The sequence below is a fragment of the Nonomuraea sp. NPDC050202 genome, from assembly GCF_040656115.1.
Lineage (GTDB): Bacteria > Actinomycetota > Actinomycetes > Streptosporangiales > Streptosporangiaceae > Nonomuraea.
In genome coordinates this window covers 54450-68003 of the sequence record NZ_JBFALF010000045.1, presented here as the reverse complement: position 1 = coordinate 68003, position 13554 = coordinate 54450, and the positions used below count along the sequence as shown (strand labels likewise).

Sequence of the window (13554 nt, the reverse complement as noted above, 5' to 3'; positions counted from 1 at the left end):
CCCGCCGCCAGGTCCGGTGCCCGGACCGATCGTGCGGATCACGCGGGCGGGGTTGCCGACCGCGACGACGTTCGCGGGCAGGTCGCGGGTGACCACCGCGCCGGCGCCGACCACGGTGTTGTCCCCGATCGTGACCCCGGCCAGGACGATCGCCCCGCTGCCCAGCCACACGTTGTCGCCGATGGTGATCGGCCGGGCGGCCTCCCACCTGGCCCGGCGCAGGTCCGGATCGACGGGATGCGTCGGCGTCATGAGCTGCACGTTCGACCCGATCTGCACGTCGTCGCCGATGGTGATCGGCGCCACGTCCAGGGCGACGAGACCGTAGTTGGCGAACGACCGGGCGCCGATGCGGAGGTGGCTGCCGTAGTCGACCCACAGCGGCGGCCGGATCACCGTGCCCTCGCCGACCGCCCCCAACAGGTCGGTGAGCAGCCGGTGCCGTAGCTGCGGATCTCGGGCCGACGACGCGTTGAACGCCTCCATCAGGTCCATGGCCCGCAACATGTGCTCGGCCAGCTCCGGGTCGTCGGCGATGTACAGGTCACCGGCGAGCATCCGCTCGCGCATCGTGCGGCCGTCCACGTCTGGTGTCATGTGTACGAGCGTACATAAATGGGACGTCGTCAGCACCCATCCGCCGCCCGGCGCGTGCTGGTCGCCGCCAGGCGCCGCAGGGCCGCCTGGGACGGCGAGCCGGGGGCCGCGGTGAAGACGTCCAGGCGCAGCGGAGGATCGTCCGGCAGCGGGAGCAGCTCGCCGTGCACCTCGATGACGCCGGCCTGCGGGTGCTCCAGCCGGTAGGCGCGGTGCGTGACCCCGCGGACGTGCAGGGCGTTCCAGAGCCCGTCGAACTCGGCGCTGGCCGCCCGCATCCGCGCGATGTGCGCGGCCAGCTCGGCGTCGCGGGGATAGCGGGCGGCCAGCGTACGCAGGTGCGCGACCGCCTCGCGGGCGACCCGGGGCAGGTTCGCGCCGTGCAGCCGGCGGAAGCCGGCGTCCAGGAAGAGCAGGTGGCTGACGCTGCGCCGCTCGCGCGGGATGGCGGCGAAGTCGGCGAACAGGGCCGCGCCCAGGCGGTTCCAGGCGACGACGGTGGTGTCGCTGTCGAGGATCAGCGCGGGGACGGTCTCCAGGGAGGCCAGGAGCTGGCGCAGCCCCTGGCGGAGCGCGGGCGCCTCCTGGACCGGGGCGGGCTCGGGGTCGAGGCCGGGGTGGGCGCGGCGGTGCAGGTACAGGCGTTCGTCCTCGGTGAGCCGCAGCGCGCGGGCGACCGCGTCGAGCACGGCGGCCGACACGTTGCGCGCGTTGCCCTGCTCCAGCCGCGTGTAGTGGGCGATGCTCACCCCGGCCAGCGCGGCCAGCTCCTCGCGGCGCAGCCCCGGCACGCGCCGCCGCTCCCCGGACGCGGGCAGGCCGACGTCCGCCGGGCCCAGCCGGGCCCGCCTGGACCGGAGGAACGCCGCGAGCTCCCTGTCCTTCCCCGTGTCGTGGTGCACGCCGGTCATGGTAGCGAGCCGGGTGATCAATGTTTGCGTAGGCAAGGCGCGGGGCTGGCTCGGGTGGCGCCGCGTGATCCAGGCTGGTCGCGGCCGTCCACGATTCCTGGGGGAGAACGTTCATGACAGTGTCCGATGCCGGTGAGGGCCGCGAGTGGGTGGCGGGTTTCCGCTCGGCGGTGATCAGCCCGTACGAGGAGATCAGGCTGGCCGACTCGCGCGGCTTCCGCGACGAGACGGTACGCCAGGTGCTGCTGATGGCCGGAGGCGGCGATCGGGTGCGCGTCAGGCTCACCAACCGCTACGGCCGCGCCCCGCTGACGATCGGCGCGGCGCACGTGGCGCTGCGCGCGCCCGGTGGTGGGCCCGGTGGTGGGCCCGGTGGTGGGATCGTGCCGGGGACCGGGCACGCGGTGCGGTTCGGCGGCGACGGCGCGGTGACGATCCCGGCGGGCGGCGAGGTCGTCGGTGACCCGGTGGAGCTGGCCGTTCAGGCGGGCGCGCACCTGGTGCTGAGCCTGTACCTGCCGGGGGAGACGGAGCCGGCGACCTTCTCCCACCAGCCGATGGAGACGGCGTACGTCGCGCGGGGCGACCAGGTGAGCGCCCCCGGCCTGCCCGGCGCCGAGCAGGTGGCCGCCCGCTTCTACGTGTCCGGCGTGGACGTGGCGGCGCCGCGGGGGACGGCGGTCGCGGTCGCGTTCGGCGATTCGTGGTTCGAGGGCGTGGGCACCACGATGGGCGCCGACCGGCGCTCGGTGGACGTGCTGAACACGCGCCTGGAGCGCGGCTGGGTGGTCAACCAGGGCATCGCGGGGAACCGGCTGCTGGTGGACGAGGTCGGCGAGCACGCCCTGGCCCGCCTGGAGCGGGACGCGCTGTCGGCGCCGGGGGCGACGCACGTCCTGGTGCACTTCGGCATCAACGACCTCGGCCTGCCGGGCATGGCCGGGCTGCCTCCGGCGACGGCCGGGGACCTGATCGCCGGGTTCACCGAGCTGGCCGGGCGGGGGCGGGAAGCGGGCCTGCGGGTGGTGGCGGCCACGATCGGGCCGTTCGCGGGGGCGATCTATCCGGGCGTCAGCACCCCCGAGGGGCTGGCCACGCGCCGCCGCGTGAACGAGTGGATCCGTACGGGTGGCGCGTTCGACGCGGTCTTCGACGTCGCGGAGGCGGTCGAGGACCCGGAGCGGCCCGGCTTCATCAGGGCCGCCTTCGACTCCGGGGACGGGATGCACCTCAACGACGCCGGCGCCCGCGCCATGGCGGAGGCGGTGAACCTCGCCGATCTGGCGCTCTGACCGCCCCCCGCGGCGCGTTCAGCCGTGGCTCTGCTCGCCGATGGGGCGCAGGTGCCGCAGCAGCGTGAAGGAGAGCACGGCCAGCCCCAGCACGAGGACCGTGCCGACGGCCGTGACCACGAGCAGCCCCTGGGCGAACGCGGCCTGCGCCTGCGCGACGAGGGCAGAGGCCGCGGCGGGCGGCAGGCCGGCGGCGGCGTCGAGCGCCTCCCCGAGGGAGCCGCCCGCCTGCGGAGAGGTGACCGAGCCGCCGTACACGGCGGTGCCCACGCTGCCGAGCACCGCGATGCCGAGCGCGACCCCCAGCTCCCCGCCGCTCTCCGCGAGCGCCGAGGCCGACCCGGCCCGCTCGGGCGGCGCCGCCCCGACGATGAGACCGAGCCCCAGGGCGCCCACCGGCGCCATGCCGAGGAACGCCACCGTGACGCCCGCGACCAGCGCCCCCAGCCCGTCGCCCGCCAGGACCACGGCGAACCCGGCCGCCGAGGCCACCAGCCCCGCCCCCACGACCAGCCCGGGACGGAACACCCCGGCGAGCACCGGCGAGGCGAGGGACCCGGCCACCAGGCCCAGCGCCGGGGCCGCCATCCACAGGCCGGCGACCAGCGGCGAGAGCCCTTCGACGAGCTGCAGATGCTGGCTCATGAACAGGTAGACGCCGCCCTGCACCACCATGGCGCCCGCCAGGATCAGCAGCGCCGCCGTGAACGAACGATCGCCGAACAGCCGCAGGTCCACCAGCGGCTCGGCCAGCCGGCTCTGCCGCCGGACGAACGCCACGCAGAACAGCAGCCCGACGCCGAGCGCCACGTACGCGTTCACCTGCGCGGGGTCGTCGGCCAGCTCCTTCAGCCCGTACACGAGCGGCAGCACGGCCCCCAGCGACATGCCGGCGCTGACCAGATCGAGCCGGCCCGAGCCGGTGCTCTTCGCGGTCTCCGGCAGCAGCCCCAGCCCGCCCGCCACCACCAGCACCATGACCGGCACCCCCAACAGGAACACCGACCCCCACCAGAAGCTCTCCAGCAGCAGCCCGCCGATCACCGGCCCGGCCGCCGCCCCGCCCATGAAGCAGGCGGTGAACACGCCGATGGCCATGGCCCGCCGTTTGGCGTCCGGAAACAGCCCGGCCACCAGCGCCAGGGCCGAGGGCCCCAGCGCGGCGCCGGACACGCCCAGCAGCACCCGGGCGGCGATCAGCATCGTGGTCGTGGTGGAGTACGCGGCCACGACCGAGGCCACCCCGAACGCCGCCGCACCGATCACCAGGAGCCTGCGCCGCCCGATCCGGTCGCCCAGCGAGCCCATGGTGATCATGAATCCGGCGATCATGAAGCCGTACACGTCGGTGATCCACAACAGCTCGGTCGCGGTGGGATCCAGGTCGGCGGCCAGGTGGGGAAGTGCCAGCATCAGCACCGTGTTGTCCACCGCGAGCAACAGTGTCGCCAGGCAGAGCACGGACAGTCCCAGCCACGCGCGCGTCCCGGGACGGGTTTCGATGGTCGTCATGCGATCAGCGTGCTGGCTGGGAGTTCGGGTCTGATTCGGAACTGCTTAGGGTGAGATTCATGCGCTTCGCCGTTTTAGGGCCGCTGGAGGCGAGCACGGACGGGGGCCGGGCCGTGCGCGTGCCCGAGCTCAAGGTCCGTGCGCTGCTGGCCTGCCTGCTCGCCCACCATGGCCGGGCGGTGCCGGCCGAGCGGCTGATCGAGGGCCTGTGGGGCGCGCAGCCGCCGGGCAGGCCGCTGGGCGCGCTGCGCGCCAGGGTGTCGCAGCTGCGCCGGGCCTTCGAGGAGGCGGAGCCAGGAGCCAGGGAGCTGGTCGTCACCCGGCCCCCGGGCTACCTCGTCGGCGGCGACACCGACGCGCGCCGCTTCCAGGAGGCCGTCGAGCGCTCCAGGGCCGCCGCCGAGCCGGGGGAGCGGGCCGCGCTGCTGGCCGAGGCCCTGTCGTGGTGGCGCGGGCCCGCCTTCGCCGACTTCGCCGACGTGCCGCTGGTGCGCAGGGCCGCGCTCCGGCTGGAGGAGCAGCGGCTGGCAGCCCTGGAGGACTACGCCGACGTACGCCTGGAGCTCGGCCAGGACACCTCGCAGGTCGGCGAGCTGACCGAGCTGGCCGCGCAGCACCCCTCGCGGGAGCGGTTCCACGCGCTGCTCATGCGGGCCCTCTACCGGTCGGGGCGCCAGGCCGACGCGCTGGAGGTCTACCGCGCCCTGCGCGAACGCCTGCGTGACGAGCTGGGCCTCGACCCCGGCCCCGAGGTCGTCGCGCTGCACCAGGCGATCCTGGAGCAGGATCCCGGCCTGCGCCGCCCGCCGCGCGCCCCGGCGCCGGTGCCCGCCCGGCTGCCCCAGCCGCTCACCGAGCTCGTGGGCAGGGACGAGGCGCTGGCCGAGCTGGTCGCGCTGCCCGGCACGGCGCGGCTCGTGACGCTCACCGGCGCCGGCGGCGTGGGCAAGAGCCGGCTCGCGCTGGAGGCCGCCCACCGGCTGGCCGGTGGGTTCGACGGCGGCGCGTACATGGTGGAGCTGTCGGGCGTGCCCGCGGGATCGCCGACCGATGTGGCCGACGCGGTCGCGGCGGCGCTCGGCCTGCGCGACGGCGGCGGAGCGGCCGGCCAGGGAGAGCGGATCGCCGCTGCCCTGGGCACCCGGCGGACGCTGCTGGTGCTGGACAACTGCGAGCACGTCGTCGAACCGGTGGCCAAGCTCGCCGAGCTGCTGCTGCGCGCCGGCCCCGAGACCCGCCTCCTCGCCACCAGCAGGGAGCCGCTCGGCCTCGCCGGCGAGGTCGTGCGGCCGGTTCCGCCGCTGGACGGCGCCGCGGCGGCACGCCTGTTCGTGCTGCGCGCCGCCGAGACCGGGCCGGGCCTCACCATGGATGCCGGGGTGGTGGAGTCGATCTGCCGCCGGCTCGACGGCATCCCGCTGGCCCTGGAGCTGGCCGCCGCCCGGGTGCGGTCGCTGGGCGTACGCGTCCTGGCCGAGCGGCTCGACGACCGCTTCCGCCTGCTGTCGGCCGGGCGCCGGGCCGGTCCCGCGCACCAGCGGACCCTCAGGGCGGCGATCGACTGGAGCTGGGAGCTGCTGACCGAGCCCGAACGCGTCGTGCTGCGCCGCCTGGCCGTACAGGCGGGCGGCTGCACGCTGGAGGCCGCGGAGCGGGTGTGCGCAGCCCCCGTGCCGATCCCCGGCGGCCCGCCGGGCGACGCAGGGCCGCACGTCACGCAGGATCTGGATCCCGCCGACGTGGTGGATCTGCTGGGCCGGCTCGTGGACCGGTCGCTGGTGGTGCGGGCGGGGGAGCGGTACCGGCTGCTGGAGTCCGTGGCGGCGTACGCGCTGGAGCGGCTGCGTGAGGCCGGCGAGCACGAGTGCGTCCTGCGCCGGCACGCCATCTACTACACGCAGCTCGCCGAGTGTGCCGAGGCGTACAGGAGCGGCCCCGCGCGGCACCACTGGGTACGCAGGCTGGACGCGGAGGCCGCCAACCTGCGCGCGGCACTGGAATCGGCCCGGCTCCTGGGCGACACCCGCCTGGCCGCCAGGCTCACGGGCTCGCTCGGCTGGTACCGGATCCAGTCCGGCCGCGCGGCCGGCGGCGGCCTGAAGGGGCTCCCGGCCGATCACCCGTTGCGGCGCGATGGCGACCTGGGTACCGTCGCAGGGATCCGACCGGCCGGAGGTGTCGATGCGCAACACTGAGCTCGAGAAGCTGAGCGGCCTGGCGCAAGGACTTCGGCCTCACCTTCGAGCCGGCCTGAGCCAGGAGGGCCGTCGGCATCCGTGACCCCCGCCACCGTGATCGGTGTGTCAGGCCGGCCGGCCTCCCCTGCCCGGTGAGGCCGGCCCGGGCTCCGGCGCCGGGCCCCGCCTGGAGCGGCGCGACTTCCTGGACTCCCAGGCCCAGCCGCCCATGAGGAACGTGACGACAGTGATCACGATCAACGGGATCACCCAGATCCTGTCGCCACGCCTGGTGTCCATCATCGGCAGAAGAAGGGCGATGCCGTCAAAGGCGTAGAACACGGCACCGGCGCCGGCGAGGAACGCGGCGGCACCCCCGATGACGGCAACGGTCTTACCGGCGATCGGCACCAAGAACTCCCGCGTGGTGCGCTCCAGCCGCTTCTCCTGCTCCGTCTGGGACATCCCGGGCAGCAGCTGCAGCTCCTTGACCGCCACCTCGACGCCCAGGACCTGGTCATGGGCACGCCACACCCGCCCGAACCCGCCGGCCCCCAGCACCGCGATCAGTCGGTAACGTCCGCCGACCCTGTAACCAGGCTGCGCCGCTGCCATGGCCACCCCGCCCGTTTTCTGCCCCTGCACGACCAGTTGATCACTGTAGATCACCGGTCGTAGCGGTGTGATCCGAAAGGCGAATGAGGTACGACGCGGGGCGCCCCCGGGGTCAACCCCGCGGGCTCAGCCCGGCGAACAGGGCTTCGAGCACACGATCGACGTACTCGTGGGTCAGCGGCTCCTGGCTGATCAGGAATCTGAAGTACAGGGGGCCGGACAGGATGGTCATGGCAAGGTCGAGATCGAAGCCGGGCGACACCTGTCCCTGCTCCTGCGCCGCCCTGAGGCGGGCCACGGTCTTGTCCGTCTGCGGCCGGATGAAGCGTTCGCCGAGGCCCGCGGCGACCGCGGGGTCGTGCTGCGCCTCGCCCACCAGGGCCTGGTAGAGCGGACCCCACGGCGGGCCAGCCAGCAGGTCCACCGCGGCGTGGATCTGCCGGCGCAGATCGGCCATGACGTCGCCGGTGTCGGGATAGTCGAGGGCGGGCTCGTTCAGCGACAGGAGCGAGTCGAGGAACAGCAGGCCCTTGGAGGGCCAGCGGCGGTAGATCGTGTGCTTGCCGACCCCGGCCCTGGCCGCGACCGCTTCGATGCTGAGCTTCGCATAGCCGGCCTCCTGGGCGAGGGCGAGCGTGGTCCGCATGATCATCTCGGTGCGTGCTGCGGCTCGGTCTTCACGGTTGTCTGGCACATCGCCATCCTAGCGGCACGGCACGTGCCGTATTGACACCTCTGGCGAAACCTGCCCAGAATGACCGCCGTGTTCGATCTCTCCGTGCCTGCCATCGAGGTGGCGGACCTCACCCAGCGTTTCGGCGACGTCCTCGCCGTCGACCGGCTCGGCCTGAGCATCCCGGCGGGGATGTTCTACGGCGTCGTCGGCCCCAACGGCGCCGGCAAGACCACCACCTTGATGGCGGTGTGCGGGCTGCGCGAGCCGACGTCCGGCTCCATCAGGATCGCCGGCCACGACCTGCGTACCCAGAGGGAGGCCGCGCTGGCCCAGCTCGGCGTCATGATGGACGGGCTGTCGCTGCCCGAGCGGCTGACCGCCACCGAGGTCCTGCGCTACAGCGCCGGGTTGCGCGGGCTGGGCGACGGATGGCAGGCCCGCGCCCGTGACCTGCTGGAGGTCCTGGGGCTGGACGCGGTCCCGCGCACGCTGATCGTGGAGTACTCCACCGGCATGCGCAAGAAGATCAATCTGGCGCTGGCGCTGCTGCACCGGCCCCGGGTGCTGGTGCTGGACGAGCCGTTCGAGGCGATCGACCCGATCTCGGCCCACTCCATCGAGCTGGTGCTCAAGCAGTACGTCGACGCCGGCGGCACCGTGCTGCTGTCCAGCCACATCATGGACTTCGTCGAGCGCAACTGCCGCCGGGTGGCGGTGGTGGCCGGCGGGCGGGTGCTGGCCGAGGGGCCGGTCGCCGAGGTGGCGGCCGGGACGACGCTGCACGAGCGGTTCGTCGAGCTCGTGGGCGCCGACCCGGTGCGCCCGCTGGAGTGGCTGGCATGACCCGCACGCTGTTCGCGCTCAAGCTGCGCCTGTTCCGCAACGGCCCGCACAACGAGCGCGGCTTCGGCCTGGTGGCCGGGCTGGTCCTGGCGGCCCTGGTGATCGCCGGTGCGTTCCTGGCCGGCCGTGGCGTGATCCACGAGGGCTGGATCGTGGTCGCGATCACCGGGTGGGGCGGCATGTGGCTGTTCGGGCCGCTGGCGCAGCCCCGTCACGATCCGTCCGTCATCTCGCGCGAGTGGCTGCGCGGCTACCCGATCAGGCCGTGGCGGCTGGCACGGGCCCTGTCGTGGACGGAGCTGCTGGGCGTCGGCCCGCTGATCACGCTGGCGTGCCTGTCGTCCCTGGTGGTGCTGGCCGTGCCCGGTGGCCCGGCGGCGGTCGCGGTCGCCGCGGCCGCGGTGCCGGCGCAGCTGTACCTGCTCGTCTGGGCGGGCAAGACGGTGGCGGCGCTGGCGGGCCGGCTGTTGCAGACGAGGGCGGGGATGACGCTGGCCGCCGTGCAGACCGCGATCATGCTCGCGCTGTCGTTCGCCGGCTGGGTGCCGGTCGCGGCCTGGCTGCTGCCGCGTCTCGGCGAGGGGAACACCGCCGTGGTCGTTCCCACGCTGGGGCGGCTGCCCGGCCCGGTGATCGACGTACTCGCCGCCCTGCCCACCGGATGGGGGTACGGCGCGGTGGCGGCCGCCCGCGACGGGGCGCAGTTCGGTGCGGTCGCCCTGGCGCTCGCGGCGTTGCTGGCCGTGGGCGCCGGGCTGCAGGCGGGCTGGATCGCGCTGACGGCTCGCGCCCTGCGCCGGCCGCCTCGCCGGGCGAGCCCGCGACGGCCCGCCGTGTCACGAGGCGGGCCGGCCGTGCCGTTCGCGACCCCGCAGGTGTCCGCGGTCGTCGCGCGGGAGCTGGCCACCTGGCTACGGGATCCGGCGCGCGGTGTGGAGCTGCGTACCGCCTGGCTGACGCCGCTGCTGATGGCGGCCATCATCGCGTCCACCGGCTGGAGCTGGGCGGTGCCCCTGGTGGGGCCCGCCGCCGCCGTGTTCGGGGCGATGGCCGCGATCAACACCTACGCCCTGGACGGCACCGCCCTGTGGCAGCTGCTCACCACGCCGGGCGCGCTCAAGGCCGATGTACGCGGACGCATGGCGGCTTGGGCGCTGCTGTTCGGCGTGCCGTCCGTCGTGCTGGCCGTCGCCCTGCAGATCGCGACAGGTTCGCCCGTGGGGCAGGCCGCCATCGGCGGCGCCGTCGCCGCGGCCGCGACCGGATGCGCCACGGCGCCGCTGCTCGCGCTCCTGATGCCGGCCGTGGGCGCCGACGCCCGCGATCGCGTCTACCCCGGCCAGCAGGCGGGCGATCCGACCGGCGGCCAGATGACGGTCTTCCCGGTGACCCTGCTCGCCGCAGCACTGCCCGGCGTCATCGGCGGTCCGTGGTGGGCGACCGCCCTCGTCGCCGTCGTCGTGGCCGCCGCCGTCCTGGGCGTGATCCCCGGGCTCGCCCTGCGCCTGCTCCGGCAGCGTGGCACCGCCCTGCTCGGCGCGATGGCCGCAGGTGACGCCGCCCTTCTGCGCCTGTCCATTCGGGCGGATGCGAAGATGTGAAGATCGTAAGCGCTCAACGGAAGAGAACCTTCGGCATGGCCGTCATCCACCACACGTTCCTCAAGCCGACCAAGCTGGAACTGCTCACCTCCTGGCTCCCCTCCCGGCCGTGGTACCACGGCGGCGCGGGCGGGCCGGCACTGGCCAAGGCCGGCGGCTTCCGGCTGGACGATCCCGCGGGCGAGGTCGGGATCGAGTTCATGGTCGTCACGGACACCTCCGGCGGCGAGCCGATCTCCTACCTGGTGCCGCTCACCTACCGGGGCGCCCCGCTCGACGGGGCCGAGCACGCCCTCGTCGGCACCATGGAGCACGGCGTGCTGGGGCGGCGCTGGGCCTACGACGGCTGCCACGACCCGGTGCTGGTCGCCGAGCTGGTGGCCCTGATCGAGGGCCGCGTCCAGGCCCAGGACCAGAACACCAGCGACATCCCCGACCTGGACGTCACCCGCTCCTGCGCCGGGCCCGCTCCGACGGGTTTCTCCGCCGCCATCGACAACCGTGAGGGCACCGAACTGCCCGCGCCGGAGGGTGCGGCCCTGCGGCTGCACCGGGTCCTGCGTCCCGCCGAGGACGGCGCGCCTGCCCTCCCGCCGGAAGCGACCGGCCACGTCGCCGGCTCCTGGAGCCTGCCGGACGGCACCCGGGCGCGGGGCCTGTTCGCCGTCCTGGGCACCGGCCCTCGTTCCTGAGCGGCGCCGCCACCGCTCTCGACGACGCGGACGGCCCGCTGACGGCGATGCGGGAAAGTGCCGCGCGGGGGAGCGCGGCTCCACTTGGGCGCCGCGTAGAGAGCGGCGGCGGTCCACTCGGGCGCGGCGCGCGACGACCGGCGGCGGTCTACTCGGGCGCGGCGCGCGACGACCGGCGGCGGCCCGCTGCCCCGTGACCGGCAGCCCGGGCCGCCGCTGGGCCTGTGCGAAGGCCCCTTCACGTGTGAGAAACGCACATCCCCCGGTGACGCCCGCGTCTAGGCGGCCCCGCGACGGGCTCCTAGGTTCGAGGCATGTTCGCCGAACGCATTGCCGCCGTCTCCGCTGCGGCGTTCCTGACCGCGGCCGTCCTGCCGTCGCCCGCCCACGCGGCGCCCGGGTATCTGTGCCTCACGGCCACAGCCGTCCAGGCGGGCGGCGCTTACTCCCTGTCCAGCACCGGCTGCTCGGGGTCGGGCAGCTACGACGTGCCCGTGCTCGTCTGGTCGGGAGAGGCCGCCGGCAGCTACGTGTGCCGACGCGTGACCTACGCGCCGCTGGAGGCCGAATTCGACGCCACGGGCTGTGTCCGCTCCTGACCCCCGGCATGGCGTGCCGGCGCACGGCTCGGTGCGGCTTCCGGACGGTCGGGCGAGGGGACCGGACCCCGCCCCAGTGCCAGAGGGGTCAGGCGTCGGTCGAGGTGCCGAGGGCGCTGCCCGCCAGCCACTCCTGCCACGTCTTGGCCCAGGGCGTCGGCCCGTTGCCGAACCTGAGCTTGCGTGAGGTCCCCGTGACCTCGATGATGTCGCCCCGCTGGGTGAAGTTGTAGAACCAGCGGGCGTTGGCCATGCTGGCGTTCACGCATCCGTGGCTGACGTTGCGGCGGCCCTGCGCGCCCGTCGACCACGGTGCGGCGTGGAAGAACATGCCGCTGTAGGTCATCCGGACGTTCCACTTGGTGTGATGGAGGTACTCGCCCGGCATGCCGACGGTGGCCGAGTCCATGAGGAAGTCGGCCGCCTTCTCCTGGGCGATCATGGTGCCGGAGTAGCTCTCGAAGCCCGGCTTGCCCAGGCTGACCGGGATGGTCCTGACGACCCGGCCGTTCTTGCGCACGATCGCCCGGTGGGCCTTGTTGCGGATCGTGGTGATGTGCTCCTGGCCGACGGTGAACGTCACGGTACGGTCCTTGGCGCCCCAGACGCTCCGCCCGATCCGCAGGCCGGCCAGGTGGGCGACCACCGTGACCCGCTCGCCGGCCGGCCAGTACTCGCGCGGCCGGAACTGCACCTCCCGGTCGCTCACCCAGCTCCAGGCGCCCTCGACCGGCTTCGACATGTGAACGGTCAGCGACCGCTCGACCGCGGCCCGGTCCTCCTGTGCGGTCACCGGCTTCGACAGCAGGAGCTGGATCGGCATGCCGACGCCGACCTTCTCGCCGTCCAGCGGCGACATGCCGGTCTCCAGCACCTGCTTCGGCTTCAGCGTGGTGAACGAGGCCTGCCTCGTGACCACCTGCCTGCCGTCGGCGCCGGTGGCCTGCGCCCGCACCGTGTACGCCGTCGACGGCTTCAACGGCCACCGGGGCCGCCACGTCCCGTCCGCGCCCAGGCTTCCGCTGACCTCGCGTCCCTTGGCGTCGGCGACGACCAGCGCGGTGACCTTGCCGTCGGCGACCCTGACGCCGATCCCGATGTCCGGCGGCACCTTCTTCGCCCCGTCGACCGGCGTGATCGCCAGCTTGGGCGGCGGGACCTGCACCTGCTGCTTCTCCGGCGGGCTGGTGGAGGGGGCCGAGGTGCATCCGGCGGCCAGGAGCAGCCCCACGGTGCAGGTGCTGATGAGAATGGTGCCGCTGTTCCGCATCGCCGATGTCTCCACTTCTCCCGACATGTGGGCATATTTCCGATCAGGTAGCCCCTCTTCGGGACGAGAAGTGTTATGCCCGTCACTCAGAGTAATCATGCGGAGATTTCCGTGCAGGTGGGGGGCCTTGTCAGCCCTGGGAGGCCGGCTTGAGCAGGCCGCTCTCGTACGCCGCCGCCACCGCCGCCGCCCGGTCCTTCACCCCCAGCTTGGCGAAGACGTGCAGCAGATGCGTCTTCACCGTCGCCTCCGTGATGAACAGCCGCCCGGCGATCTCCCGGTTCGTCGCCCCCCTGGCGATGAGGGCCAGCACCTCCGCCTCCCGGGGGCTCAACGTCCGGCGCGGGGTCTCGCGGGCCTTCTGGGTCAGCACGCCGGCCACCGTGGGCGACAGGACCGTCTCGCCGCGGGCCGCGGCCAGCACCGCCCGCCGCAGCTCGTCGCGCGGCGTGTCCTTGAGCAGGTAGCCGGTGGCCCCCTGCTCGATCGCGGGCACCACGTCGGCGTCGTCGTCGAACGTGGTCACGACCAGCACCCGCACGCCGGGCTGCCGCTCGCGCAGGCGCCGGATGACCTCGACCCCGCTCATCCCCGGCATGCGCAGGTCCAGGAGCACCACGTCGGGCTCGGTGCGCAGGGCCACCGCCAGAGCCTCGGGCCCGTCGGCCGCCTCGCCCACGACCTCGAAGTCGCCGGTGTCGAAGATCCCGCGCAGGCCGTCGCGGACGATCGGATGGTCGTCCACGATGATCAGGCGAATCGGCATGGC

General features: G+C 74.0%; 12 protein-coding genes and 1 pseudogene. 6 read left to right on the top strand and 7 right to left on the bottom strand.

Translation table 11 applies throughout. The annotated features are described in order from the left end of the window. Nucleotides 1–27: 27 nt before the first annotated feature. Both AB0I79_RS54840 and AB0I79_RS54835 read right to left on the bottom strand, forming a co-directional pair. A pseudogene (locus tag AB0I79_RS54840) lies at nt 28–558 on the bottom strand (sugar O-acetyltransferase); the annotation flags it as partial. A gap of 68 nt (nt 559–626) precedes the next feature. Then, a complete protein-coding gene (locus tag AB0I79_RS54835) occupies nt 627–1499 on the bottom strand; it encodes a helix-turn-helix transcriptional regulator (protein ID WP_357892506.1) in 873 nt (290 codons plus the stop codon). Nucleotides 1500–1621: 122 nt separating this feature from the next. Here AB0I79_RS54835 and AB0I79_RS54830 point away from each other — a divergent pair, with 122 nt between their 5' ends. Continuing rightward, complete coding sequence (locus tag AB0I79_RS54830) at nt 1622–2800, top strand: GDSL-type esterase/lipase family protein (protein ID WP_357892503.1); 1179 nt, start codon at nt 1622–1624, stop codon at nt 2798–2800. A gap of 18 nt (nt 2801–2818) precedes the next feature. Here AB0I79_RS54830 and AB0I79_RS54825 read toward each other — a convergent pair whose 3' ends face one another. Then, on the bottom strand, nt 2819–4312 hold the full coding sequence (locus AB0I79_RS54825; protein ID WP_357892500.1) for an MFS transporter: 1494 nt from the start codon (nt 4310–4312) through the stop codon (nt 2819–2821). A 59-nt stretch (nt 4313–4371) separates the two neighbouring features. Between AB0I79_RS54825 and AB0I79_RS54820 the strand changes: the two genes are divergently transcribed. After that, nucleotides 4372–6507 (top strand): BTAD domain-containing putative transcriptional regulator, encoded by a 2136-nt coding sequence (locus AB0I79_RS54820; RefSeq protein ID WP_357892497.1) that lies wholly within the window; start codon nt 4372–4374, stop codon nt 6505–6507. Nucleotides 6508–6615: 108 nt separating this feature from the next. On the opposite strand, the gene AB0I79_RS54815 is transcribed toward AB0I79_RS54820, so the two are convergent. Together AB0I79_RS54815 and AB0I79_RS54810 are read right to left on the bottom strand one after the other, a co-directional pair. Then, the gene (locus AB0I79_RS54815; RefSeq protein WP_357892494.1) at nt 6616–7158 is read right to left on the bottom strand and encodes a hypothetical protein; all 543 of its coding nucleotides are present in this window, start codon (nt 7156–7158) and stop codon (nt 6616–6618) included. Between the two features lie 58 nt (nt 7159–7216). Next, nucleotides 7217–7750 (bottom strand): TetR/AcrR family transcriptional regulator, encoded by a 534-nt coding sequence (locus tag AB0I79_RS54810; RefSeq protein ID WP_357892491.1) that lies wholly within the window; start codon nt 7748–7750, stop codon nt 7217–7219. 108 nt (nt 7751–7858) lie between these two features. Between AB0I79_RS54810 and AB0I79_RS54805 the strand changes: the two genes are divergently transcribed. The 4 genes from AB0I79_RS54805 (at nt 7859) to AB0I79_RS54790 (ending at nt 11515) form a co-directional block, all read left to right on the top strand. Continuing rightward, complete coding sequence (locus AB0I79_RS54805; RefSeq protein WP_357892489.1) at nt 7859–8623, top strand: ABC transporter ATP-binding protein; 765 nt, start codon at nt 7859–7861, stop codon at nt 8621–8623. After that, on the top strand, nt 8620–10224 hold the full coding sequence (locus AB0I79_RS54800) for a hypothetical protein (RefSeq protein WP_357892486.1): 1605 nt from the start codon (nt 8620–8622) through the stop codon (nt 10222–10224). Before AB0I79_RS54805 ends, AB0I79_RS54800 begins: the two co-directional genes overlap by 4 nt. Nucleotides 10225–10259: 35 nt before the next feature. Beyond that, the gene (locus tag AB0I79_RS54795) at nt 10260–10916 is read left to right on the top strand and encodes a 1,4-alpha-glucan branching protein (RefSeq protein ID WP_357892483.1); all 657 of its coding nucleotides are present in this window, start codon (nt 10260–10262) and stop codon (nt 10914–10916) included. A gap of 314 nt (nt 10917–11230) precedes the next feature. Then, nucleotides 11231–11515, top strand: a complete 285-nt coding sequence (locus tag AB0I79_RS54790; RefSeq protein ID WP_357892480.1) for a hypothetical protein — start codon at nt 11231–11233, stop codon at nt 11513–11515. 88 nt (nt 11516–11603) lie between these two features. Here AB0I79_RS54790 and AB0I79_RS54785 read toward each other — a convergent pair whose 3' ends face one another. Together AB0I79_RS54785 and AB0I79_RS54780 are read right to left on the bottom strand one after the other, a co-directional pair. Next, on the bottom strand, nt 11604–12785 hold the full coding sequence (locus tag AB0I79_RS54785; RefSeq protein WP_357892477.1) for an Ig-like domain-containing protein: 1182 nt from the start codon (nt 12783–12785) through the stop codon (nt 11604–11606). Between the two features lie 130 nt (nt 12786–12915). Then, entirely contained in the window at nt 12916–13551 is a 636-nt protein-coding gene (locus AB0I79_RS54780) for a response regulator transcription factor (protein WP_357892474.1), read from the bottom strand. Between the last annotated feature and the right edge of the window lie 3 nt (nt 13552–13554).